This is a genomic window from Leucogemmata humicola (genome assembly GCF_055379415.1).
The window spans coordinates 391,908-417,839 of sequence record NZ_AP040875.1 but is presented as its reverse complement, the minus strand read 5'-3'; the positions used below and the strand labels follow the sequence as shown (position 1 = coordinate 417,839).

Below are 25,932 nucleotides of genomic sequence, written 5' to 3'. Positions count from 1 at the left end.
GGGAGTGGTCAGCTCTTACTTCACTACGAGCTCTCCACGCAAGCGTATGTCGCGCGACGAGCCGCCTATCATCACGCGAAACGATCCAGGTTCGACCACCCAGCGCATGTCGCGGTCGAGCATCTGCAACTGCTCGCGAGAGAGCGTGAACGTCACGTCGCGCTCCTCACCCGGAGCCAGATGAATTCGCGTGAATCCCTCGAGCTGCATCACCGGCCGAGCTACGGAGGCGAGAATGTCGTGCACATACAGCTGCACGACTTCGTCGCCCGCACGCAGGCCCGTGTTTTTCACTCGGCAGCGAATCGTCGCAGTTCCCGACTGCGGAATCTCCGCTGGATCGATCGAGAGCGATGAATACTCGAAGGTCGTGTAGCTCAATCCATAGCCGAAGGGGAAGAGCGGCTGACCCGTGAGGTCGAGATAGTCGTCACCGCGTCCAGTAGGCTTGTGATCGTAGTAGAGTGGCAGTTGCCCTTCAGACATCGCGAATGTCACGGGAAGGCGGCCGGCCGGGTTGTAGTCGCCGAACAGAACATCGGCCAGGGCATGACCCCCCTCCTCACCAGGATACCACGCGTCGACAACTGCTCCGACGCGATCGATCCACCGCGACATCGTGATTGCACTTCCGCCAATGAGCACGACAATCGTTGGCTTGCCGAGTGCGGCGACGCGTTCGATCAGTTCTTCCTGGTGGCCCGGCAATTTGAGAAAGGCCCGATCTCGAAACTCACCTTCCTCGATCCCGGCAACTACGATCGCGACGTCGCTCTTTCGCGCCGAGTCGACGGCGGCGGCGATCTTGGCGTTCCAGTCATCTACGATGCCCGCATCCCATACAAGCTTCACGCGCGCGTTGCCGGTGCTCTCGAAATACTCCATTCGAATGTCGTGTGTGCTTCCGGCCTTCCACTCCACGTTGGTGAAGCGCGTGCCGTATGAGCGCTTTTCCCAATTGTCGATCACCAGTCGCCCGTCGAGATACAGCCGATATCCGTCGTTGCCCTCGACGCCGATTCGTCGTAGTGCGCTCGGTGGCGCGACCACGCGGCCGGTCCAGCGCACGGAATACCAGTCGTATGGAATGCCGCGCCCGGGTGAGTTGAGCGTCCAACCGAAATCGATGCGCGGATCGTTCCGAATGAGACGAGGCGGTCCAGTGAGTCGATTGTTGTCGAAGTATTCACCGTGCAGTCCACGCCCGACCTTGCCGCTGTCGATGGACGACAGGAATTCGGTCGGAACGACTTTGTATGTGGGTGAGACGCGACCCGGCCCGGGAGCAAAGCGAACCGACGTGTTCACACCGGCGCGTTCGCGGAGCCCGGCGAGGATCGAAACGGGCTGAATTCCCGGGCCGCTGTATCCGCCGAGTCGCTTCTCAACGGCATCTGTGCCAATGACGGCAATCGATCGCCATGCACGAGTGAGCGGCAGCGTTCTTTGATCGTCCTTCAACAACACGATTGATTCGCGCGCCGCATCCCGCGACAATGCGCGATGCTCGACGTTGCCGTTCCAATACGCAGCGCTGTCGGGATTCGCATACGGATGCTCGAACAATCCGAGCTCGAATTTCGCGCGCAACACGCGAGCGACCGCCGCATCGATCACTGAGTCGGCGATACCGCCACGACGGAACGCGTCGAGATACGGGCGGTGCTGAGGCCACGACGACTGGAAGATCACGTCGAGCCCAGCGTCGAGCGCGTCCTTCGTTGCCGTAGCGGTCGTTGCTTCCGTATGATGCAAAACCGTTGCGCCACCTGTCGCGGCTGCGTCAGAGATGACGAAGCCACGAAAGTTCCAGTCGCGCTTCAGCTTGTCGGTCAGCAACGCGCGGTTCTGCGTTGCAGGAGAACCGTCGACGGAGTTGTAGGCGCTCATCACAGAGCGTGCATGTCCCTGCGCGATCGTCGCCTCGAAGGGCGGATAGTACATCTCTTCGAGGAATCTCTTGCTGATGTCGATCGGATAGCTGTCCCGGCCACCTTCACCAACGTTGGCAATGAAGTGCTTTGGTGTCGCGATGATTCCCGCCGATTCGAACGCCGAGACGAATGACACGCCCATGCGCGACGTCAGAAACGGATCTTCGCCGTAGGTTTCTTCGACGCGACCCCATCGCACGTCGGTCGCAAGGTTGATGACTGGCGACAGTATCTGCCGGATGCCGCGACTCCCCGCCTCTCTCGCCGTTGCGCGTGCGACGCGGCCCATGAGCGACGTATCGAATGTCGCGGCCAGAGCGATGGCCTGTGGAAACGACGTCGCTCCCTCGCGACCGAGGCCGTGTAGCGCTTCTTCGAACGGAATGATTGGAATCCCGAGACGCGTGCGTTCCACGAAGTACTTCTGAATCGCGTTGATCCGCTCGGCATGCGCCTTCGCCATGTTGCCGGTCGTTGGCTTGGTCGAGATCTGAAGCCCGAAGACACCGTTCGAGTAGTCATTCGATGGGTCATCGAGATCACCCGGAATCATGAACAACTGCCAGAACTTCTCCTCGAGGGTCATCCGCCCGAGCAGGTCACGCACGCGCACGTCGATGGGCAGCGAACGATCGCGATATGGAGCAGTGGAGACCTGAGCCGGCGCCCGACGCGCAGACGTAAGCGCAGCTGCACAAATAGTCAGCTTCAGCGCGCGGCGCAGCCCCGCGCATTTCGAGAGAGGATTCAAGATCGGTAGAATCGAGCGTTAGTGGCCAACTGCGACCGCAATCGATTGGATATTGCTCGCCGACGAGTGCGCTGTCCATCGCCCAGGTTCCTCGCAGTCGCCACGAAAGCTCGATATGTTGTCGCACCCGCTCATCCCACCGCGTTTTGCGCAGGAGACTCTCATGCGTTCGCTCACACGCCGCACGATCGCGACGCTCGGCACTTTGGCCGCGATGCTGCTCACCCCCTCGTTCGCAGCATCGGTCTCCGCGCAGACCCACATCACGACCCCGAAGGAGGAGTTCGGCGCCAACTTCGGTGACGACTACTTCCTCGCCAACTACAAGCAGATCTCTGCGTACTGGCGAAAGCTCGCCACGCAATCGAATCGCATCGTTGTTCAGGAGATCGGGAAGACCGCCGAAGGTCGCCCGCATCTCATGGCCATCGTGACGTCTCCGGAGAATCACAAGAAGCTCGCGCGATACAAGGAGATTTCTGCTCGCCTTGCGCATGCCGAGGGGCTTACGGACGCACAGGCAAAGCTCCTCGCCAAGGAGGGTAAGTCGGTCGTTTGGATCGATGGCGGCTTGCACGCGACCGAAGTTCTCGGCGCGCAGCAGCTCGGTGAGATCGTGTATCAGATGGTAAGCATGAACGACGAGGAGACGCGTCGAATTCTCAACGACGTGATCATTCTGTTCGTGCACGCGAATCCCGACGGCAACGATCTCGTCGCCGACTGGTATATGCGGATGAAGGACCCGAAAGAGCGCACCATGAATGCGCTACCGAGGCTGTATCAGAAGTACATTGGCCACGACGACAACCGTGACTTCTTCGCATCGACGCAGGCCGAGACGAAGAACGAGAACCGCGTGCTGTATCACGAGTGGTTCCCGCAGCTGCTCTACAATCACCACCAGAGCGGACCAGCCGGCACCGTCGTCTATTCGCCGCCTCTGCGCGATCCATACAACTACAACCTCGATCCCGCGCTGATCCTCGGGCTGCAGTCGATTGGTGCGGCAATGCACACGCGGCTCGTCGTGGAGAACAAACCGGGCGCAACGATGCGGTCGGGTGGCCCATACGACGGCTGGTGGAATGGCGGCCTACGAAACACCGCGACGTTCCACAACATGCTCGCCATGCTCACCGAGATGATTGGCAGTCCGACGCCGCAGCGAATTCCGCTCGTGCTGCAGCGACAGATTCCGTCGGGCGATCTCGCCATGCCGGTTGCCCCGCAGGAATGGCACTTCCGCCAATCGATCGACTACTCGGTGTCGCTCGATCGTGCGATGCTCGACTACGCGTCGCGCATGCGAGAGAACCTGCTGTTCAACATTTACACAATGGGCAAGCACTCCATCGAGCGCGGCAGCCGCGACACCTGGACGGCGAATCCGCGCCGCGATGCGGCAATCGCCGACAAGATGGGAGTCGCCAGCGCGGGCGCGGCAGCGGGTGGACGCGGTGGTTCGCCCACGGCCGAGCAAGACATGGCCCTCTGGACCGCGCTGCACGCGTCCGATCTGCGCGATCCACGCGGCTACATCATTCCGTCGGACCAAGCCGATTTCCCGACCGCAACGAAGTTCGTGAATGCATTGCTCGAAACCGGCATCACTGTGAACAAATCGACGGCATCATTTAACGTCGCTGGCAAACAGTATCCGGCCGGCTCATATGTCGTGTATACGGCGCAGGCGTTCCGCCCGCACGTAATGGATATGTTCGAGCCACAGGTTCATCCGGACATGTTTGCGTACCCGGGCGCGCTGCCGACCCCGCCGTATGACAACGCTGGTTGGACGCTCGCGTTTCAGATGGGTGTGCAGTTCGATCGCATCCTCGACGGCTTTAGCGGACCGTTCACCAAGATCGGACCGTGGGACGTCGCGCCGCCCGCCGGAAAGATCGCAGCGACGGCATCGCCCGCCGGGTTCGTGACGAGCAACCGCGTCAACAACTCGTTCATCGCGCTCAATCGATTGCTCAAGTCGAACGAGGAGGTGCTGCGACTTACGTCGCCACTCACCGTGAATGGAAAGACATACCCGATCGGTGCGCTGTACGTGCGCGCGAAAGCATCGACCGCTGCCGCGCTCACGCCGATCGCGACGAAACTCGGTGTCAACTTCGACGCAACCTCCGCCGCAGCGCCGAACGACGCGGTCAAACTGCGCGCGCCGCGCGTCGGCCTGTGGGATCAGTATGGCGGATCGATGACGGCGGGATGGACACGCTGGATTCTCGAGCAATTCGAATTTCCCTTCGAGCGTGTGTTCGCACCCGCCCTCGACGCAGGCAATCTCGACGCGAAGTACGATGTGCTCGTGTTCGTCGACGGCGCGATTCCTGGCGCTGGTGCGCGACGCGGCGCCGGTGGTGGTGCGGCCGCCGATGCTCCAGTGCCGGATCTGCCGGCTGAGTATCGCGATCAGGTTGGCCGAATCACGGCCGACAAGACACTGCCGAAGATCCGCGAATTCATGGAGAAGGGCGGTACGGTGATCGCGATCGGCGGCTCGGCGTCGAACCTCGCCGCATTTCTCAAGCTGCCAATCGAGAGCCAGCTCGTCGAAAATGGTGCCCCTCTGCCGCGCACGAAGCTGTACATCCCCGGGTCGGTGCTTTCATCGCGCGTCGACGTGAACAATCCCGTCGCGAACGGCATGGCCGAACACACCGACGTGTTCTTCGACGACAGTCCGGTGTTCAAGCTTGGTGCGGACGCCGCCGCGCAAGGCGTGAAGACGATCGCATGGTACGACAGCAAGACGCCGCTCCGGAGCGGCTGGGCCTGGGGCCAAGCCTATCTCGAGAACGGCGTCGTTGCTGCCGAAGCAAAAGTTGGAGCTGGTAAGGTGTTGCTCTTTGGACCTGAAATTCTTCAGCGTGCGCAGCCGCACGGAACGTTCAAGTTCTTGTTCAACGGGATTTACTACTCGGTCATGAACCGTGGTATACCCGTGCCGTGAAGCTGCGAATCGTTCCGTGCGTTACGCGTTCGCCCAGGGATCGTTGCGCATCCACTGCGAGTCGTTGGGCGAGAAGAGGAACACCAGAGCACCGTTCGTGAGCTTCGGAATCAGGCGATGAGCGCGAGCCTGATCCATTGCCGGACAACCGAGGCTGCGTCCCGAACCCGACGCCGTTACGTACGGCGCGCCGTGCACCACGACGCCGCGCGCAAGCGCCTTGTCGTTGAACTGACCCGACACACCGTCGAGTCGAAGACCGATCGAGCTATAGAGCTGACCACCCGAGTGGCCGCTGAACGCGTACGAACCCTTCGTTACGAACAGGCCGAGCGACGTCGTGCCACTACCAGAACCATTTCCGAATCGCGTCGGGACACCCTTCGCGTTCTCCGCCGATCCACGACCAGCGGCAACGATGAACGGACCTTCGACGAGCTTCTTCTGATCCATGTCGAACACGTACCCACGCGGAGTCGTCTTGCTCAGACCGTAGTCGACGAAGTAGAAGTACGGATTGCGGACCTGGTTCGGATGCGCCGTTTTAAAGTTGTAGTAAGCCTGAATTGCCTTGCGCAGCGCTTCCGGATGACTCGTGTTCGTCACGTGCATCGACAACGCATTGATGGCATCTTCCACCATCGGCGCCATGGCGCCCTTCGGACTGGCAGTCTTGATGTTCGAAACAGTCGTGGTCGTCACGTGCGGAGCAGGAGTAATGGCCTGGGCCGTACGCGGTGCGGCAATCGACGCGACAAGAGCTGCCTGGACGATTCCGGAGAGGACAAGTGATGTACGCATTGTGTGGTCTCCGTTGTGATGGGGGAGGACAAGAGAGTTGCCACGACCAGACTGGGTCGCGACGCTAGTGCATGTGCCTTGTTGTTTGGGAGGTCCTACGGAGGGGATACCGCCGTCGCGTGATACACACGCGTCCTATCTCGTACCCTAATTAGACGCCAGCCGTTCGTCGACGTTAGGAAGAAAACCCGAAGGATTTACCGAGCTCTTCAGTCTCCTGATGAGCTCGCCTTACGCCAGACCCAGAGCCTGCCGCACTGCGGCCCGGCTAATCTTACCCGCCGCGTTGCGCCGAAGTTCGCTCACGAAGTGGATCGCCTTGGGCGCCTTCACCGAATCGAGCTCAGCTTTGACGAAACCGATGAGATCGCTGACGTCCACCAACACGCCTGGCCGGAGAATCACCGCGGCGTGAATCGCCTCACCCCACTTCGGGTCTTCCGCACCGAACACACAGACCTCGGCCACCGCTGGATGTCGAGCGAGCACAGCTTCGACGTCGCCCGGAAAGACCTTGAACCCACCGGTATTGATGACCTCGCGCAGGCGACCGCGAATGAACACATAGCCGCGCTCGTCGATATAGCCGAGGTCGCCGGTGTGCAGCCAGCCGTGGCGAATCGTCTCTGCAGTACGTTCGGGACGATCGAGATACCCGCTCATCAGCAACGGACCCTGCACCACGATCTCGCCAACGCTTCCGCTCGGTAACACCTCACCCGCTTCATTCATTACTTCGACTCGCGCCACCGACGACGCACGCCCGATCGACGCGATGTTGGCGTCCTTCATCATCTCCGATGCGCGCATGGCCGTGATGATCTGCGGAGCCTCCACCTGCCCGTACGCCGTTTCGACGACAGGCCCAAAGACCCGCTGCGCTTCGCGAATACGCTCGGCGCTCATTGGTGCTGCGGAGTAGATCAAATGCGCGAGTCGCGGAAACGAGCGCGACTCGACGCTCGGCTCAGCGAGCAGCGAATAGATCAGCGTCGGCGGCGCGTAGAGTGTCGTCACGCCCTGGTTTGCGAGCGCGTCGACCACGAAGGGTGCCTTCGGCTCTTCTATTAGTACGTGCCTCCCGCCCGCAGCGAGGATCGGCAGTATGAAGCACGACGTCCCGTGCGTGAGTGGTGCCGCGATCAGATTGACGTCGTCCGCATTGAACTCGAAGAACTCCTGAAGCCCGCGCGCCTGCGCCTCGAGAACGCGAACCGATTGCACCACCGGCTTGGGCGTGCCCGTGCTTCCGCCGCTGAACTTGATGATTTGCATATCATCATCGTTGCGCGCAATCTCAACCGGGCGACGACCGGCGAACTCCGCGATCAATCCGCGCACCGTTGCGTGGTCGCCGATCGAGGCGACCGACGCCTTGCCGATCACCAGCGGCGCCAACGTCGGCGTAAAACGATCGACGCACGACGCGTCGGCAACGATCACAGTTGGCTTCGTTACCGCGATCATCGCGTCGAGCTCGGCGCGCCCATTCCGCGGATTGAGCGGTACCCAGACTTTGCCAGCCGCATAGGTCGCCAACAGCGCGATCAGGTGCTCGACCGTGTTACGCGCGCAAATCCCGACTCTGCTCCCGTTGCCCGTGGTCGGGTCGAGTTGCTGGAAAGCCGACGCGAGTGAATCGACGGCGGCCACGAGCTCCCCATAGCTGAGCTCTTCGCCCGGTCCGACGACCGCGACCGCGCCGGCGTCGCGCTCTACACCGCGCTTCAAGTAGTCGATCGGTCGCAGGTGCTTGCTCCGTTGTATCGAGCGGGCTAATCTCGCCGGTCTATCGCGCGACTGTCAAACTCGACGTGGCTTCCTCAAGCGCCCACATGGACTTCCCAATTCTCGGCCTCCACCACGTCACGGCTACGGTCGACGACGCACAAGCGGATCTGAATTTCGCCGTCGAGGCGCTCGGCCTTCGGCTGGTCAAAAAGACGGTGAACTTCGACAACCACGGCGTCTATCACTTCTATTATGGAGATGAGTTGGGTCATCCTGGCACGATCTGGACGACGTTTCCGTACAAGGGGCGCGGCGTAGCAACGGGAATCCACGGCGCAGGCCAGGTCACGACGACGTCGTTCTCCGTTCCCGCCGGGTCGCTCGACAGCTGGCGCGCACGGTTGGTCGCCCGCGACTACATCGTCGTCGACGAAGCTCCACGCTTCGACGAGGAGTCGATCGTCGTCGCCGATCCATCCGGACTCGCCATCGAATTGATTGCCACGACGCGCGACTCGCGCACGCCATGGGCCGACAGTCCTGCGGGTGAAGATGCGATCCTCGGTCTGCACAGCGTCACGCTTACCGTGCGCAACTCGGCGCCGACGATCGAATTCATGCGCGATCTGCTCGGATTCAAGGTCGTGAACGAAATGGACGGCCGGACGCGCGTCGCGGTGAACGGCGACGTACCCGGAAAGGTGATGGACATCGTGCATTCACCAAACGCCGAGTCGGCGCGCAACGGACTCGGAACGGTGCATCACGTGGCGATGGCGATTACCGACGGCGCAGAACAACTGCGACTTCACGAAGAAATCGCGCGACGCGGCATCACCGTCACTCCTGTGATGGACCGTCAGTACTTCACGTCGATCTACTTTCGCGAACCGGGCGGCGTACTGTTCGAAGTAGCGACGATGCGCCCCGGATTCGCAATCGATGAATCCGTCGACGATCTTGGGCTTGCTCTCAAGCTTCCGCCTGCCGCCGAGGCAAATCGCGCTGCAATCGAAGCCGCACTACCAGTGGTGCACTACTGACATGCAGCCACACTTCGGGAATCCGGCAGTACACGATGGTGCGCCGCTCGACACCGCGGCTGCCGCAATCATTCTCGTGCATGGCCGCAACGCCGCGCCGGCGAATATTCTCGATCTATTCGCGCGGCTTCGACGTCCACAGCTCGCTGCGATCGCTCCCGCTGCCGCGGGTGGAACGTGGTATCCGAACAGCTTCATGGCGCCGCGCGACCAGAATGAACCGGGGATCACTTCGGGGCTGTTCGTGCTCGAATCGATCGTCGAAGGCCTGCGCGAACATGGAATGCCGTCGCACAAGATCGTGCTGCTCGGCTTCTCACAGGGCGCATGTCTTTCCGCGGAATTCGCCATGCGTCATCCGCGAAAGTACGGCGGCCTCATGGTGCTCAGCGGCGGATTGATCGGTGCTCCCGGCACGACATGGGAAAAGACTCACGGCTCGTTACTCGGCGTTCCGGTGTTCCTCGGCTGCAGTGATATGGATTCGCACATTCCGGCGTCGCGTGTGCTCGAGAGCGAAGAGGTGTTCAATCGAATGGAGGCCACGGTGACGCGGCGTCTCTATCCGGGAATGGGCCACCTCGTCAATGACGACGAAATCGCGTTCGTGCAAGCGACACTCGACGCCGTGCTCGCATCGCCAAAGTGACGTCACTCGAGACAGTCACGCCGTTCATTTACGAACTGCGGCCCACTCGCGTCGTCTTTGCCTCGGGCGCGTTCGCAGAATTGCCCGTTGAGTTGCATCGCCTGAACGCCGATCGCGTATTCGTCGCGACTACGCCAGGGCGACTCGCTTCCCTGCCCTCGATGCAGTCTCTCTTCGGCAGCTCGCTCGCAGGTGTGTTCGATGGCGCGGTGGAACATGTTCCGGTCGACCTCGTCGCTCGAGCGCTCGACGAATTTGCCGGCGTCGGCGCGAACGCGTGCGTCGCGATTGGTGGCGGGTCTTCAGTTGGTCTTGGTAAAGCCATCGCGCGAGAAACCGGCGTGCCGCTCGTCGCGGTTCCAACGACGTACTCCGGGTCGGAGATGACGTCTATTTGGGGAATGACCGACGCCGCGGGAAAGAAGACCGGTCGCGATCCGCGCGTAGCACCGCGCGTGGTGCTGTATGACCCAGCGCTCACGATCGATCTGCCGCGGGCCGTCAGCACCGCGAGTGGAATGAACGCCCTGGCGCACGCGGTCGAGGCGCTCTACGCGGCGAACGCCAGTCCTGTCGCGCTATCGCTCGCTGAGGAGGCAGCGCGTTTGCTTGGCGCGAGCCTTCCGCGCATTGCCAAGGATCCTCGCGATCGCGACGCGCGTGCCGCGGCCCTAGCCGGGGCGCACCTCGCCGGTCGCGCTCTCGACCTGGCGGCAATGGGCCTACATCATCGGCTCTGCCACATTCTCGGTGGCAGCTTCGGTCTGCCGCACGCGCGCACGCACGCGGCGCTGCTGCCGTACGTTGTAGCGTTCAACGCGCCGGCCGCACCCGACGCGATGCAGCGTCTTGGTCGCGCGTTGAACGTTGCTGATCCTGTCGCGGGAATTGCATCGCTCGCGAAGGGACTCGGCGTTGCGGTGCCGTTGTCGTCTCTCGGCTTGGAAGCCGAAGATTTGGATCGTGCCGCCGTCGAGGCAACGACCACTGCGTATCCGAATCCGCGTTCCGCTACGCATGACGACATACACGCACTGCTCGACGCTGCGCTCCGTGGCGCGCCTGTCACATAACGCGCAAATGCACTAATCGCTGGCGCCCGATCCTACGTCTAACCGCCGATCAGCGCCACCCGCTCACGATTCGATGGCGCACGACCGTCCAGCCGTCACCACGCTGCTCCGCCTCGGCGCGCATGTTGATGTTTCGCGTGCGCGTTGGTCCGGCGGCAGAAACCCAGCTCACTGTCAGGCGGTAGTCGATCGTTCCCGATCGATCCGCGATCTGCGCCGGATTGATCTGTACGACTGAGGCGGTGAATCCGAACTGATCTTTCATCGTTTTGATGAGATCAGCCGCATCGCCGTTGTTTCCGTCGCCAAAGAGCTGCGTCACGCGACCACCGTCCTTCGCAACGAGCGCCGAGACCATGTTGCCGGCGGACTCGCGCAGCGCTTCAGTTCCCTTGACGCGAACGTCGTCGACCGATGGAGCTGCCGGACGCGTCGTCGCTTCTGGCGCGGGTGCACTCGGTGCTGTCGAGAGCGGTGCGGCGATGACGCTGACGAAGATGTCAGCCCGAGCGCCGCCACCAATCGCGCGAACTATCGCCTGACCTTCGGCGACCGCGGTCGCTGCGCCAGTGATCGGATCGATGCGAAGGACCGTGGGCTTGTTCGACATCCACGTCACGCGCGGCAGCGCGCCGGTGCCCGAGGTGTGTTCGAGATTCGCGTGGAGCGTGGCGCTTTCTCCAATGCGCAATGCGGACTGCGGCGTGATGCTGAGCTTGAATACGTCGCGCGCTGATTTCGGCGCGACCGTTTCCGCCGTTTTTGCTGGTGCGTTCGTCGGCAGCGATGAATCGCCAGTGTGCGCTGCGGCAGGACGCTCCGGCGCGGTCGCCGCTGGCGTTGGCAACGACGCTGCTGCGATTGGAGTTTGGTTCGCGGGTGCTTGTTCGCCCGTCTGTGCTACGCGAGGAGACGTCGCGGAGTCCGTGTGCGGCGCACTCGCCGCGCCGGACGTCGAACCCGTCTTCGTCGCGATGGCAACCGCGATGACAACCACCGCCGACACTCCGGCGATCGCGTAGGCCTTTCGTCTGCTCTTGCGCGGAGCCGGCGGCGGTTGCGGCGCAACCTTCGGTGCGAGGACCGGCGTGGGCGCGAGCTGACGCGGAATCGACTGCGTTCGTGCGGAATCGGCGTCAGCATCTTCGTTGTCAGATGCCGATTCCTTCGTTGCGTCCGACGGTTCTGCTGCGGCTTCCGTGACCTCGCCCGATGTGCGACGCGCCTGCGAGGCAGCGATTTCTGCCGGAGGCTCGCCCAGCGGATCAACCGCGGGAATTCCCATCGGCTCAGTCGGTGCATTTACCGCAGCGAGGAACCGCTCTTCTTCTGTCTGGCTCGGCGGTGTCGCGACTGGCGCACTCGGCGCCAGGTTCGGAATGGCGCGTGCGACCGGCGGAAGGACCGGAACGACAACGGTTTTTGGCAGCGGCGGTTCTACGACGTCGATTTCCACCGAACCTTCGACGCCCTCGACGACGGCGCTGATGCGCACATGCCCGAGCGCCGACGCAGTCGCTTGCCCGGTCGGTGCAATGCTCACGGTCGAGACGTTGGACGAACGCCACTCGACAGTTCTATGAATCTGCTTGCCCCACCCGTCGGTAATGATTGCGACGAGCCGGAAGGGCATTTTCACGTACACGACCTGCGGCACGCCAGAAATGCGCACGCCGCCGATCGAAGGTGGCTGAATGTTGATCGGAAGCGCGGCCGACCTGCCTTCGCACGTTGCGGTGACTCGCAGGTCACCCGGCGCGATTGCCGTTACGCTGCCAGTGTCGGTGACCGAAGCGAATGAGACATCACCAACGCTCCAGTCGATCTGCCGACCAGGAAGCACGTTGCCGCGCGCGTCATGCGCGGTGCCCATCAACTTGAACGTATTGCCGACAACGACGGACTGCGGCGCTTGCGAGATACGGACGGTCGCGACCGGAGCTGCCGCGATCGCAATCTCGACTGTAGCACTCTTTCCTTCGCTCGTTACCGAAACGACCAGCGTTCCGTTCGCGATCGCCTCGTACACGCCGTCGGTCACGACACGAACGAGTGACCGATCGTTGATCGACCAAGAGGTTGCGCGGTCGCGCAACGGCTGGCCGTCCATGTCGAGCGTCTTAGGGTGGACGAGAATGCGATCGCCGACCACAGGCTGCGCTGGTTCGAACGCCAACGTCACGGCTTCTACGGCCGGCGACGCAACTTCGACTCGCGCACCGGTGCGCACACCATTTGCTTCGGCGAATACCTCGACCATACCCGGTGCGCGAGCCTGCAGCACACCATCGGGCGAAACGTGCGCGACAGTGTGATCCGCAACTCCCCACTGCACGGAGTACGCGAGTGTCCTCTGATTCTTGTCGACGGCGCGCGCCGCGAGTTGAATTCGATCGCCGGCCACGAGCACGCCAGGCGGAATCGAGAGCTGCAGATTTACGACGCGACTCGGAACGACCGAAAGCGTGATGACACCGCGTCCTCGTCCCGACGCCGCGAAGATCTCCGCGTTGCCGACCGACATGGCGGTGACCAGACCGTCAGGTTGAACCGCCAACACTCCGCTGTCGGTTGACGACCATTCGAGCGGTGCATCGGGAACGACGTCACCCTGACCGTCGCGTGGACTCGCGGTGAGTCGGAACGAGTCGCCAACTTCGATCACCGGCGGCGCCGAATAGACTACGACGCTCGTGACGTGTGCCCAGCGCGCAGAGTGCTGCGGCGCGGGACTGACCGGCGTATTCGTCGCGAAGCGCGCAGCTTCGGCGTCATCGGGCGTGGCAAGGCGAATCAACTCCTCGCGCAGCGGATCGTCCTCGCCGATGAGCGTTGCACCCATGGCCGCGAGTGCGTGCGGCAATGAGGGCCAGCGCTGCGTCGGCTCCTTGGCGAGCATGCGCATGATCGCTTCGTCGAGCTCGGGCGGACATTCCGGACGCGACTCGCGAATGGTGCGCGGCTGAATCTCCGTGTGCGCGTGCATCACGACGAAGTTCGTGCCGACGAACGGCGGCGTACCCGTCAACATTTCGTACGCCATGATGCCGAGCGCGTACTGATCGACCTCGGCGCCGACTTCGCGTCCGAGGATCTGCTCGGGCGCCATGTACGCCGGCGTGCCAACCACTGCGCCGGTCTGAGTTTGGTTCGGCGATTCCGCGACTTTCGCGATTCCGAAATCCGTGACGACGGCGGTGCCGTCTACACAGCTCACGAGCACGTTGCCCGGCTTGACGTCGCGGTGATAGATCTTGCGACGATGCGCGTACGCGAGGCCACTGCCGATTTGATAGAGCAGCGCGCGAACAGCGGGGACCGAGAGTACGCCGTTACGACGGATGATCGTGTCGAGCGGACGGCCGCGCACGAAATCCATCACGAAGAAGTACAGCCCTTCGCTTTCCAGCACGCGATACACTGTGCCGATGTTCGGGTGCTTCAGACCTGCACCAGTCTTCGCTTCGCGGCGGAAGCGATCGACCATGCGAGCATCTGTCGCGAGCATCGGCGACATGACCTTGAGCGCGACTTTGCGATCGAGGCGAACGTCGTGCGCCAGGAAGACCGCGGCCATTCCGCCACGGCCCAATTCCCGAATGACCTGATACTCCCCAACCGTCGCGGACTGGAGCTTTTCGAAAATCCCCGTCCAAGGCGACAGCACTGGTGCGTTGGTGTTCGCTCCCCCGGAGATGCGCGCCGTGACCGCCGTAGACTCCGCCGTCATGCCGCAGGAGGGGCAGAACCGATCCCCCGCCAACAGGCGCTGACCGCAGCTACGACAAGCGTTTACGAGTGCTCCACACCCCCCGCAAAACCGATCGAAGGGTTGCAGTGCATCGCCGCAAACTGTACACGAAACGCTGGAGTTGGATTGAGGGGTCCCTTCCTCCATACCAAACCGAGTTGCTGGTGAGATCAGTCGGTGCCGACAATAGTAGTATTCAGCCGACGCGGCGCCGGGGTCGCGCGTCACGAAAAGGTTCTGTTGAGGGCTTGTACGCAGGGAGAAGATGGCCGAAGACGTTATATGGGACGCCTTGACGCGTGCCCTGGTGGGGGAATACGAGATCCTGACCCGGCTGGGATTCGGGCGCGGCGACGCGCCCATCTATCTCGCTCGGGAGCTCGTGACCGACACCCTGGTGGGTCTCCGGCTTCCCCCACTGTCCTTTGGCAGCGACAGCCAGGAATACGGCCTGGAGATCGTCCGACAGCTCGACAGCAGCCTTCCTGACATCGAGACCCGCTGTTCGCACTGCGGGGCAACGCTGCGGCAGTGGTCGCGCTTCTGCTCCAAGTGCGGTCGCGACATCTCCGGCATCGCGCCGTCGGCTACCGGCGGTCAGACGCGCGAAACACTTCGCGCGCTCGCTCGCACCGCGGCCGCAGACAAGTACGACGTCCTCGGCGAGATGACTCGCGCGGAAGGCGGCGGATTGGTGTACTTCGCGCGCGAGCTGGCAACGGGAAAAATCGTCGGGTTGCAAATCGAACCCGGGCCAGAGGCGACTGTAACGATGACCGAGACCCAGTTCGAGTCCTTCGGCGACACGTTGAAGATCGAACAGCCGCGCAAAACCTCGGCGACAGATACCGGGCGTCGTCTCTCGATTCCGCGTGGAATCGAACACCAGCCACCGCCGCCGCCAAAGCCCGTACCCGCGCAGAAGCGCGCGGTGCGGGTTGGGTTGGTCGTGGTTGCGGCGATCCTCGCCGGACTTATCGTCGTCCGGCGGTTCTTGCGACGTTAGGGCTTTCGACGCGCGGCGCGCGCCGGCGCGAGCGCGGACGTTGCGCTGCCTGCACCCGTTGCGATCGTACTTGCTTCGCCGGCTGCGACGGCCGCTGAACCGATACCAGCCAACGCGTAGAGCGACCGCGTCGTGCCAGACGCCATCGGCGACCAGGACGTGCCGTTGTAGTGCAGCACGACGCCGTGATCACCAACTACGTAGACGTCGGTCGCACTCGTTCCCCATACCGCGCGGAGTGTTTCCGTGGTGCCAGACGACATCGGCGCCCAGGTGGAACCGTTCGCACGTAGAATCGTCCCCGACGAACCGACTGCGAATGCGTTGGTTGCGTCTGCCGCCCACACGCCGGTGAGCAGTGCGTCCGTGGCGCTATTCGACGGTGTCCACGTGGTGCCGTCGAAGCGTAGAATCGTTCCATTCGCGCCTACCGCCAACACGTTCGTTGGGCTGATGCCGTAGACGCTGGAGAGCGACGCAGTCACGCCACTATTCATGGTCGTCCACGTCGTGCCGTTGAAGCGATAGATCGTTCCGGAGTCGCCGACGGCGAGCACGTTGGATCCGCTCGTCCCCCACACGCCATTCATTCCGCGATTGCCAAGTTGCGTGCTCGTTATCGCGGGAGTAACCGACGTTCCATTGAAGCGATCAATGCCGGCGCTACCAACAATGAAGGCGTTGGTTGCCGATTCGGCCCACACGCCCTGATATACGCCCGAGGTACGCCGCGTCACCGTCGTCCACGAGCCCGCGTTGAGTCGCAGCAGCGATGCGAAATCTCCGACGAGAAAGCCTGTAGTCGCCGTCGGCATGCTCGCGCCGAAATACGTACCGGTAAGGCTGAGAGTCGACACTGTTCCCGCCTTCACCGCGAACGTGAGACCGGCCGGACAGCCGGCATACGTGCCGTTCGCCCCCAACGAAAACATCGCAACGCATCCCGCCTTGTTCAGCTGCGCCTGTAACGTCCACGACGTCCCGTCGAACTTGATGAGCGTTCCGTCATCGCTGAGCGCATAGATCTCATTCGCGTTCAGAGTGTGAACAGCGGTGAGTGTCGATAGCGTCAGTGATTGCAACATCGGGCTCCATCCCGAGCCGCTCCACTGAAAGATTCGTCCGCGAGTCGCGACGGCGATCAGGTTGGTCGCGGATGACGCCGAGAACGAGGTAATCGTGTCGCTGGGGATGGCGGTCAGCATCGCCGTCCATGAGGCGCCGTTCCAGTGAAGCGCAACGCCGTTTGCTCCGCCGACGTAGACGTCGCCCGCATTGGCGGCCCACACGGCGTTCAAACGTGGCGTGTTCGACGGAATACCCGACATCTGCGACCAGACGCCACCACTATAACGAAACACATATCCTGAGTCGGCTGCGACGAAGACATTCGACGCATCGACCGCGAAAACGCCGTTCAAGCGCACCGGACGCGGCGCGGTGGTCGATGACCACGCAGTGCCGTTGAAGTGCCAGATCTTTCCTTCGCCGGTCACGGCCCAAATGTCGGATCCCGACGTACCATGCATCGCCCGGACCGCGCCCGCTTGCGACTGAACGATCGTCCACGCGCTGCCATCGTATCGTGCTATGTCGCCCTCGAGCGTCGCCGCATACATGTTCGTGGCGCTCGTGCCCCACATCGCGCTCACGGCACCCGTAGGACCACTGATGTACGGCGTGCGGGCCGACGTCCAACGCGTAATCGCTTGTCCTCCCGATACGGTAAACGCCGCCGTCGCAGTCTTCTTCGCATCTCCAACGGCCGTCACCGTGATGTTGGCGGTGCCCGCCGCAATTCCGCGCACGACGACGCCGAGTCCACTTGGCGTGACGCTGGCAACGCCGGCGTTCGACGACGACCACACGACATCGGCAGACGTTCCACCAAACGCCGTTATAGCCGCGGTCAGCGATGCTGTTGATCCCACGGAGATCTGCCCGCTCGACGCCGAGATCGTGAGTGACCCCACGCCAACGACGAGCACGGAAATGTCGCCGTGCTTCGACGCATCTGCGGTCGACGTCGCGGACACGACGGCGTTACCTGGTCCGACGGCGGTGATCGTCGCACTATTGCCGTTCACTGCGACACTCACCACTGCGCTGTTGGATGAACTCCACGTCACAGTCGTCGCCGCGCCATTCGCAACACCAACGGTCGCAGTGAGCACGGCGGTCTGACTCGCCGTCATGGGCCCGGGCGCTCCAGCGATCGTAACTGACCCCACGATCGGTCCGTTGTTGGTACCGCCATTGCCGCCGTTGCTCGGCGCCACGTCGTTGCACGTCGGATTGCTGATGGGACACTTGCTGCTCCCACCGCATGCCGACTGCCACACGAGGGCAACAACCGCCATTCGGAGAAGCTCGCGCTGTGCTCGGAAACTCCACGACCGCATACCGTGCCTCTCTTTAGAGTACTAGGATGACCCCGGTCACACGACGGCGGCACGACACGGTGTAAAGAAATTCGACCGTCGTTACCCGCCGCCGAGCGAAGGCGTCTGTGTTTCGTATCACATTGGTCAGACGCACCCGCGGTTCGAGAATTCGGGAGATGCGTCTCGCCCATATTCCCGCCGCCGGAGCCTGCATGAATTCATATTTTCGCCCGCTGATTGCGACGGTTTTCCTGTGCGTCGCGCAACTTTCAGCGGGTGCCCAAACGCGAAATACCTGGTCCGTGCAAGGATCCGCGCTCTACGCGGGACTGGGCGGCAGTGCGTACAACGGCATCGACCCGGGTGCGGGCTTCGAGTTGCAGGGCCGCTACAAACTCGATCCTCTCTGGTCTCTCGGGTGCGGCGTCCAGGGCACATATCACTCCCTGAAGGCGTTCTCGGGCACCGAAACGTTACAGGGATTGTTCTGCGAGCCGCGGCGTCTCGTCGACATCAATAGCGAGAGTGTGTTTCCATATCTCTCGGCGCGCGCTGCTGTGCTTCGTCAGCAACTCAGCAGCGGCACGATCACGAGCAGCGCAAAGGGCGTGACGCTCAATATCGGCACAGGCATCATGATGCCGATTGGCGGAACCGCCGGAGATTTTCCGACTCTGCTCGAGATTGGCGCCAGCGGCGGATACACGCAGTTCGGTGACTTCACAACAAACAACGGCGGCGTCACGATCGAAAAGATCGGATCGACCGGCGGTGGTTGGAACTTCGTGATTCGAGTCGGACTGGCGGTCGGACTGCCTTTCGGCGGTCCGACCAAGTAGTCGCCTAGACTCGCACCAAGCGGCGGCGTTCGGCCAGCTCGGCGATCGCCTGTTCGCACGCCTGCAGGCAGCGTTTCAGTCCTTCCACGCTGTGGTCGCCCATGTGCCCGATGCGAATCGTCGTGTCGCTGAGCTTTCCGTAGCCGCCACCGACGGTGAAGCCGCGTGCGAGGATTGCTTCGCGCGCTTCTTTCGTCGTGATCCCCTTCGGAAGGGTGATCACTGACACGGTGGGCGATCGCAACTCCGCAGGTGCGAGCACGCCGAGATCGATGTTGCGTCGCTCAGACGCGGCGCTGACCCATTCGACCGTCGCGTCGCGCATCGCGAGATGGCGATCCCATCGACGTTCGATTCCTTCGCGACCGATATCGCCCATCTGCGCTTCAAGCGCGTAGAGCAGCGACGTCGCCGGTGTGCTCGGCGTCTGATTCTTCTCAGCAAACGTGTCGTACTGCACGACGTCGAAATAGAAACCGCGATTGCGCACACTCTTCGCGCGTTCGACATACTCGGCCGACGCGACGGCAAACGCCAATCCGGCTGGAAGCGCGAGCGCTTTCTGCGATCCCGTGAGAACGAAGTCGAGGCCCCAACCATCAACGGTGAGTTCTGCGCCGCCGATTCCAGAAACGCTGTCCACGAGCACGACGGCTCCGTATCGATGCGCAAGATCGGCTACCGCGCGGACGTCGCTGATCACACCCGTCGACGTCTCGGAGTGAGCGACCGTTACGGCGGCAAAGCTCCGCGACGCGAGCGCGGCCTCGACCTCGTTGAGGTCACACATCGTGCCCCATTGAGCAACGACTCGCTCGACACGACGCTCGCACGACTCGGCAACCTTGGCGAAGCGTTCGGAGAATCCGCCGTTGACGAGCGACAGAATGTCGCCCTCCGGCGCATTGCGAATCGCCATCTCCATGAAGCCCGTCGCCGACGTAGCACCGACGTAGACTGGACGCGCGGTGAGCAGTACGTCGCGCAGCCCGGCTTCGATACGTGCGAACATTCCTTCGAAGGCCTTGCCGCGGTGGCCCATCATGGGCCGCGTCATCTGGGCGAGGATCTCTGGGCGGACCTCGGTCGGGCCGGGAATGTAGAACGTGCCGAACGGCGTGTCAGTCATAGAACAGAATTTAACGAGGCGTCACGGCTACCCGTACGTCCTGCCTTCATCGCGGCGATATCCGAGGACCGCGAGCGACAAAAACAGCACGGTGAATCCCGACAGCGCGGCGGCATGCGCGGCCGCAGAGCTCGGGTCCAGCCCCACGTTGGCGAGGGCAAGGCGCGCGAGATGGTAGGGCGGAAGCGCCGGTGCGAGGTTCTGAACGAACTTCGGTAGCATCTCCAGCGGCATCCACAGCCCCGAGGCGAAAGCCATGGGCAGGTAGATCATGTTCACGATTGGCTGAGCGGAATTCGGGCCGGCCAGATAGCCGATCGCCAAGCCGAGCGCACAAAATGGAGCCGCGCCCAGGACGAGCGACGCACCCAGCGCGATCCAGCTCGTCGCCGGAAGCCGAACGTGGCCGAACGCAAAGCCGAGCGTGAAGAGGAGAAGGACGATGATCGTTCCGAAGATCGCGGCCATCAACACCTTCGCGCCGAAATACGCAGCGATCGGCATTGGGCTCGCGCGTTTCACCGTCATCCAGCCCTGACCACGTTCGCCCGCGACACCAATCCCGAGTCCGAACATCGCGGCCCCGATCACGCCGAACGCGCCCATGGTCGCAATGAGATACGTCGCGACGGTGATCGTTTCTCTGCTTCGGCCGCCAAAGGCGAGTCCGAAGATCGTGTAGAACATCAGCGGAAAGAAGATGGTCGGGATGATGTAGCCCGGCAGACGTATGAGCTTGAGGAACTCATACTTCGTTTCCGTAGCGAGAATGCGAAGGAAGCGCACGTGAATTGTCACCGAGTAAGAGCGAGGAACGCTTCTTCGAGTCCCGCACCGGTCACTTCGAGATCGGCGAGCGCCTGATCGCGCTGCAGCAGTTCGCGAACGACGGGTTCGGCGGAGGCAGTCAACAGCTCGAAGCGTCCGCCCGCGGCGCGCACGCTCCGTACGCCGGCAATCGACGCTAACTCAGCGTGTGACAGCGTCGTTGTGCACCGAATTGATTTAGTAGCAGATTGCGATTTAATCACACTCGGCGTGTCGTCAGCCACGATCTTGCCGCGATCGATCACGACGATCCGATCGGCGAGCGCATCCGCCTCTTCGAGATAGTGCGTCGTGAGCAACACGCTCTTTCCTGAGCGAGCGAATTCGGAAATGCGCTCCCAGAATGAGCGCCGCGTTTCGACGTCGAAGCCGACGGTCGGTTCGTCGAGCAAGAGCAGATCTGGATTGCCGCAGATGGCCAACGCGAAGAGCACGCGCTGTCGCTCGCCGCCCGACAGTTCGCCGAATTTTCGATTCGCCAATGCCGAGAGTCCGGCTATCGACAGCACGTTGTCGATGGTCATCGGCTTTGGATAGTACGAGCGAAACAGGTCGACATGTTCGCGGACGCGTAGCGTCTCGGGAACCTTGCCGACCTGCATCATCGATCCAATCTGCTCGCGAGTCACCGCTCGACGCGGATCGCCGCCGCGCACCGAGACTCGGCCGGCGCTCACCTTGGCGAGCCCGAGCAACAGCTTCACTGCCGTCGTCTTTCCCGCGCCATTTGGGCCGAGCAGTGCGGTCACGCCTTCGCGCAGCTCGAGTGTTACGCCGGACAGTGCCACGATGTCGCCGTACCGCTTCGTGACGTTCTCCAGTGCGGCGACAGGCATGACCGGCGATTCTGGCATCAGTGTTTTAGTACGCGCCCCGCGGTGGCACCGGCGTATTTGCCGTTGTCGATCGAGAGAACGCCGTTGACAAGGACGTACTTCATTCCGACGGCCAACAGGGTTGGCTGTTCGTACGTGGACTTGTCGGCAATGGTTTCCGGATCGAACGCAATGACGTCGGCGAACTTGCCGGTCGCCAGGGTTCCGCGATCCTTGAGGCCAAGGAACTGCGCTGTTTGCGAGCTGCTGCGCTTCACCGCCTGCGGGAGCGTCAAGATGTGCTTCGTATAGACATATTCGCGCAGCAACTTTGGGAAGGTGCCGTACTTGCGGGGATGTCCGTCGCTGCCGTCGGAATCGGTGAAGATGAAATCCTGCACCATGAACTTCTCGATGTCCTTTTCATTCATGTTGAACGATGCGACCGAGGATCCGCCATTCAGAATGATCTGAATCGCCGCTTCGATCGGATTTGTCTTTCGCGCAATGGCAATCGCGTCGAGGCGCTTGCCGAGGATGCTCGTGTCGCGCGTCGACGTCATGAGCAGCGAGTTCGCGCCACCACGACGGCGCAAATTGTCTTCCATTTCCGGAACGATCTTCGCGCGAGTAGCGGGATCGGTGAGGCGAATGCGGATCGAGTCGTTACCGCCCGACTCGGCCCAGCGCGGCAGCAGCGATGCGCTCACGCTCGTGCCTGACGCCGTGTACGGATACTGGCTCGCCGTGGCATTGATTCCCGCGGCGCGAGCCTTCTTCATCAGTGCAATGATCGTGTCGCTCTGACCCCAGACGTCGGTGCCGAGCGCCTTGATGTGCGAGATATGAATCGGAATCTTCGCTTCGCGACCGATTCGGATCGCTTCGTTCACGGCGCCAATCAATCCGATCGAATACGACGCTTCGTCGCGCAGATGCGAGTCGTACACGCCACCCTTTGCTGCTGCGACTTTGGCAAGCTCGATGACCTCTTCAGTCGTGGCGTAGCTGCCCGGTGCGTAAAACAGACCGGTCGACATGCCGATCGCGCCCGCGTCCATCGCACGTCGTACGATCGCGCGCATCGAGTCCATCTGCGCAGGTGTCGCGACTGCAGCCGTTGGTCCAACGACAGTACCGCGCACCGAGCCTTGTCCGATGTACGCCGCGGCGTTCGTTCCGATGCCACTCTTCGTCCAACCTTCGAGCTGTTTGCCAATATCGATCGGACTCCCGCCATCGTTGTTCGTGACGACGGTGGTGACGCCCTGCATGAGATACGGCAGGTTGGCGCGATTGGGAACGCCAGCCTTGCTCTGGGCGCTCGACAGGTCGCCCGCCGTATGTGTGTGCGGATCGATGAAACCAGGCGAGACGATCAGGCCCTTCGCATCGATCGACCGTCGGCCGGTCACGCGACCGGCAGTCGCGTCGCCAATGAACGTGATCCGGTCGCCAGTGATGCCGACGTCGGTCACGCGGCCCGCGGCGCCCGTGCCGTCGACGACCGTTCCACCGCGTATCAAGACGTCCACCTGCTGTTGAGCCGCGCTGGTGGAGGACAGAACCATGGCGACGGTGGCCGCCAATCCCGCGCTTCGCGCGCCCTGCAGAAGGATTTTTCGCATGCTATAGCATGGCAAAACCCTGCTCACGGCGCGAGAGGCGGAATCGCGCTATGAATCCGCTAGCCCTGAATGCGATAGCCCGTCTTGCGTACCGTGAGAATGTGGCGCGGCTCCGCGGCATTCTCCTCGAGCTTTCGGCGCAACTCTGCGACGTGTGTGTCCACCGTACGACTATAGACCTCGCCGGAATACCCCCACACTTCCTCCAGTAGCTCGCCGCGCGACACGACCTGGCCGCGGCGCTGCAGAAGCGCGATGAGGAGATCGTACTCCTTCGGCCGCAGCACCACCTGCTCACCACGCCGACGAACATCGTGTGTGCCAGGGTCGACTTCGACGTCGCCAAAACTCACTCGATCGGTGAGCTTGTTCTTGACGCGACTCGCGGCGGCGCGGCGAAGCAGCGCATCGACACGGGCCAGAAGTTCGAGCAAACCAAATGGCTTGGCGACGTAGTCGTCTGCGCCGAGATGGAAGCCGAGTACTTTGTCCGTCTCTTCTCCGCGAGCGCTGAGGATGAGCACCGGCGTATCGATACCGTCTTCGCGGAGCGTGCGAAGAACGCGATAGCCGTCCATACCCGGCAGCATGAGATCGAGTACGATGAGGTCGGGCGCACTCGAGCGAGCGAGTGCGAGTCCGCTCGTTCCATCTGCCGCGACTTCTACTTCGTAGCCTTCGATCTCGAGATTGTTGCGCAGCCCAGTCGCGAGATTCTTGTTGTCTTCGACAATGAGAATGCGCGTCATGACCGCGGCTCCAGCGTATTCTCGGGAGTCGGGACGTTCAGCGATGACGGATGCTCATCGGTGAACCCAGGAGCACGCGGCGCCACGGGAAGTTCTATGACAATGCGCGCACCGCGATTCGGGGCATCCTCGACCCACGCGTCGCCGTCGTGAAGGCGTGCGAGCTCGCGCACCACGTACAATCCAATGCCGCTTCCCGCCACCGACGAGCTGGCGTGATGATCGAGTCGATAGAAGGACTCCCAGACGCGTTCGCGTTCGCGTACAGGAATCCCGTCGCCTTCGTCGTCGACCCACACACGAGCGCGCGCGCCGGCCTGGCCCGTCACGACCGACGTTCCCACCGTGACCGTTTGCATCGCCGGTCCGTATTTCACGGCGTTGTCGAGGAGATTGAGCACCATCTGACGCAGTGCGCTGCGATCGGCGACTGCATGGACGTCACCCGCAAACTGGGTTCGCACTCGCACGTCCGCTGCGCTCGCGATCGGAAGCCAGTCCTCGACGATCGTCGCGACAGCGCGGCTCAGGTCGAGCGGTTCCAGGCCCAAGCGCGACATTCGCCGCTCGGCGCGCGAGAAGTGGAGAATATTCTCCACCAGATGCATCAACCGCCGACCTTCCTGCACGATGACGTCGGTTGCCGCGCGCCGCTCCTGCTCCGTACGCACGCGGCCGAGGTTGAGCGTTTCCGCAAAGAGCAGAATCTGCGATAACGGCGTTCTCAGCTCGTGTGACACGCTGGAAATGAAATCGGCGCGCAGTCGCGCCAGCTCATGCTCGCGACGCAGCTGCATCACCGTCAGCGCAACCATTGCCGCCGTGAGGGTAAGCAGACCAACGAGCCAGGGTACGCGCGACTCGGGAATCGAACCGAGCGCAAGCAACTCCACGGCATGTGGCCGGATGGCAGCGTGAATCATCAGCGGACCAACCTGCTCGAGCGGCGCGTCCGCTGCGTAAGGTGACGGCTGGCTCTGCGGCGATTGATAGACCACGCGGCGTTCCGGATCACGCACGGTGATCGAGACGATTGAATCGTTGCTCGCGCCATTGCTCACCGACGCCGGAAGCAGCGGCCGGCGCGCGACGACGTTTTGAATCATCGACGGACCAACAACGTCGCCACAGGTCTTGAATCCGTATGCGGCGATCGGCGCGCTATGCTCCGCGTACTTCACCGCATAAGCAATCGCGCCACGCGCTTCGGTACTCGGGCCACCAAGGACGACGGCGTAGTTCCAGTTCGGCTTGTAGACGCTTCGCCCGTGAGCGGTAATCGTATCGGTTAGCCAGGCGCGCATCGCCGCGGACGGCGTTGCGCCCGACGTTGCGAGCGTTCCATCGCGAAAGTCGATTCGAAAATAGAAGCGCGATGCGTCACCGGCCGCTGACGAGCAGCGCAACGCGTTCTCGGCGCTCGCCGAGAGGACAGCGGGCGCCGGGAGTAGCTCGTAGGGCGACGACGCGCGCGCACGCGTGACCGGTGCGAGCGCTCCCGCAAGTGACGACTGAAGCTCGTCGTTCACCCCGGCGACCAACTCCCAAGCCGCGACTGCTGCATAGTCGTGCAGCGCGCGCTCCGCGGTGGCACGGTGCGACCGAGCCGCGTCGTGCGCTTCGTACGCGAGAAGCGTCGCGAGCACGAGCGTGCACACGAGCAGACCCGCGAGCAACATCGCGTTCGAGCGTGGCCGGCCGATCGGGCGTTGAGTGTGCGGGGGCGCCATTCAAAGAATCTGCTGGCGCGCGCGCGGTGGAACAATGGCGCATTGGCGCCCCACGCAGCCGCTCTGACAACCCTCTGACAGTGCGCAGACCTCCACCGAACTCGCCGATCGAGCCGCATCGCC

Annotated in this window: 17 protein-coding genes and 1 pseudogene; 6 read left to right on the top strand and 12 right to left on the bottom strand. The window is 62.6% G+C overall.

Annotated features, from left to right (window positions below; translation table 11 throughout):
* Positions 1–15 precede the first annotated feature (15 nt).
* Complete coding sequence (locus tag AC6H4Z_RS01625; RefSeq protein ID WP_497544985.1) at positions 16–2,685, bottom strand: glycoside hydrolase family 3 protein; 2,670 nt, start codon at positions 2,683–2,685, stop codon at positions 16–18.
* 163 nt (positions 2,686–2,848) lie between these two features.
* On the opposite strand from AC6H4Z_RS01625, the gene AC6H4Z_RS01620 reads away from it, so the two are divergent.
* Positions 2,849–5,653 carry a M14 family metallopeptidase gene (locus AC6H4Z_RS01620; protein ID WP_497544984.1) on the top strand — a complete coding sequence of 935 codons (2,805 nt, stop codon included), beginning with the start codon at positions 2,849–2,851 and terminating at the stop codon, positions 5,651–5,653.
* Between the two features lie 21 nt (positions 5,654–5,674).
* Here the strand turns inward: AC6H4Z_RS01620 and AC6H4Z_RS01615 are convergent, their stop codons facing one another.
* Positions 5,675–6,454, bottom strand: a complete 780-nt coding sequence (locus tag AC6H4Z_RS01615) for a murein L,D-transpeptidase catalytic domain-containing protein (RefSeq protein WP_497544983.1) — start codon at positions 6,452–6,454, stop codon at positions 5,675–5,677.
* A 231-nt stretch (positions 6,455–6,685) separates the two neighbouring features.
* Positions 6,686–8,185 carry a class I adenylate-forming enzyme family protein gene (locus AC6H4Z_RS01610; RefSeq protein ID WP_497544982.1) on the bottom strand — a complete coding sequence of 500 codons (1,500 nt, stop codon included), beginning with the start codon at positions 8,183–8,185 and terminating at the stop codon, positions 6,686–6,688.
* A gap of 104 nt (positions 8,186–8,289) precedes the next feature.
* On the opposite strand from AC6H4Z_RS01610, the gene AC6H4Z_RS01605 reads away from it, so the two are divergent.
* The 3 genes from AC6H4Z_RS01605 to AC6H4Z_RS01595 are packed head-to-tail and all read left to right on the top strand — an operon-like array spanning position 8,290 to position 10,950.
* Positions 8,290–9,228, top strand: coding sequence for a ring-cleaving dioxygenase (locus tag AC6H4Z_RS01605; protein WP_497544981.1), 939 nt, complete (start codon positions 8,290–8,292; stop codon positions 9,226–9,228).
* 1 nt (position 9,229) lies between these two features.
* On the top strand, positions 9,230–9,877 hold the full coding sequence (locus AC6H4Z_RS01600) for an alpha/beta hydrolase (protein WP_497544980.1): 648 nt from the start codon (positions 9,230–9,232) through the stop codon (positions 9,875–9,877).
* Entirely contained in the window at positions 9,874–10,950 is a 1,077-nt protein-coding gene (locus AC6H4Z_RS01595; RefSeq protein ID WP_497544979.1) for a maleylacetate reductase, read from the top strand. The genes AC6H4Z_RS01600 and AC6H4Z_RS01595 overlap by 4 nt, the downstream gene beginning before the upstream one ends.
* Positions 10,951–10,999: 49 nt before the next feature.
* Here AC6H4Z_RS01595 and AC6H4Z_RS01590 read toward each other — a convergent pair whose 3' ends face one another.
* Positions 11,000–14,680: a protein kinase domain-containing protein gene (locus tag AC6H4Z_RS01590; protein WP_497547000.1), complete on the bottom strand. Its 3,681-nt coding sequence runs from the start codon at positions 14,678–14,680 to the stop codon at positions 11,000–11,002.
* Positions 14,681–14,692: 12 nt separating this feature from the next.
* Positions 14,693–14,848: pseudogene (locus tag AC6H4Z_RS01585) on the bottom strand (double zinc ribbon domain-containing protein); the annotation flags it as partial.
* Between the two features lie 145 nt (positions 14,849–14,993).
* Here AC6H4Z_RS01585 and AC6H4Z_RS01580 point away from each other — a divergent pair.
* Positions 14,994–15,707, top strand: a complete 714-nt coding sequence (locus AC6H4Z_RS01580; protein ID WP_497544978.1) for a zinc ribbon domain-containing protein — start codon at positions 14,994–14,996, stop codon at positions 15,705–15,707.
* On the opposite strand, the gene AC6H4Z_RS01575 is transcribed toward AC6H4Z_RS01580, so the two are convergent.
* The gene (locus AC6H4Z_RS01575; RefSeq protein WP_497544977.1) at positions 15,704–18,067 is read right to left on the bottom strand and encodes an Ig-like domain-containing protein; all 2,364 of its coding nucleotides are present in this window, start codon (positions 18,065–18,067) and stop codon (positions 15,704–15,706) included. The genes AC6H4Z_RS01580 and AC6H4Z_RS01575 overlap by 4 nt on opposite strands.
* 236 nt (positions 18,068–18,303) lie before the next feature.
* Here AC6H4Z_RS01575 and AC6H4Z_RS01570 point away from each other — a divergent pair, with 236 nt between their 5' ends.
* Positions 18,304–18,930, top strand: coding sequence for a hypothetical protein (locus AC6H4Z_RS01570; protein ID WP_497544976.1), 627 nt, complete (start codon positions 18,304–18,306; stop codon positions 18,928–18,930).
* Positions 18,931–18,934: 4 nt separating this feature from the next.
* On the opposite strand, the gene AC6H4Z_RS01565 is transcribed toward AC6H4Z_RS01570, so the two are convergent.
* Genes AC6H4Z_RS01565 through AC6H4Z_RS01540 form a run of 6 tightly spaced genes read right to left on the bottom strand, consistent with a single transcriptional unit; the run spans position 18,935 to position 25,809 of the window.
* Positions 18,935–20,059: a pyridoxal-phosphate-dependent aminotransferase family protein gene (locus tag AC6H4Z_RS01565; RefSeq protein WP_497544975.1), complete on the bottom strand. Its 1,125-nt coding sequence runs from the start codon at positions 20,057–20,059 to the stop codon at positions 18,935–18,937.
* A 27-nt stretch (positions 20,060–20,086) separates the two neighbouring features.
* Complete coding sequence (locus AC6H4Z_RS01560; protein WP_497544974.1) at positions 20,087–20,857, bottom strand: ABC transporter permease; 771 nt, start codon at positions 20,855–20,857, stop codon at positions 20,087–20,089.
* Positions 20,854–21,741, bottom strand: a complete 888-nt coding sequence (locus AC6H4Z_RS01555) for an ABC transporter ATP-binding protein (protein ID WP_497544973.1) — start codon at positions 21,739–21,741, stop codon at positions 20,854–20,856. The genes AC6H4Z_RS01560 and AC6H4Z_RS01555 overlap by 4 nt, the downstream gene beginning before the upstream one ends.
* Positions 21,741–23,330 (bottom strand): N-acyl-D-amino-acid deacylase family protein, encoded by a 1,590-nt coding sequence (locus AC6H4Z_RS01550; RefSeq protein ID WP_497544972.1) that lies wholly within the window; start codon positions 23,328–23,330, stop codon positions 21,741–21,743. The genes AC6H4Z_RS01555 and AC6H4Z_RS01550 overlap by 1 nt, the downstream gene beginning before the upstream one ends.
* A gap of 59 nt (positions 23,331–23,389) precedes the next feature.
* Positions 23,390–24,079: a response regulator transcription factor gene (locus AC6H4Z_RS01545; RefSeq protein WP_497544971.1), complete on the bottom strand. Its 690-nt coding sequence runs from the start codon at positions 24,077–24,079 to the stop codon at positions 23,390–23,392.
* Complete coding sequence (locus tag AC6H4Z_RS01540; protein WP_497544970.1) at positions 24,076–25,809, bottom strand: sensor histidine kinase; 1,734 nt, start codon at positions 25,807–25,809, stop codon at positions 24,076–24,078. The genes AC6H4Z_RS01545 and AC6H4Z_RS01540 overlap by 4 nt, the downstream gene beginning before the upstream one ends.
* Positions 25,810–25,932 lie beyond the last annotated feature (123 nt).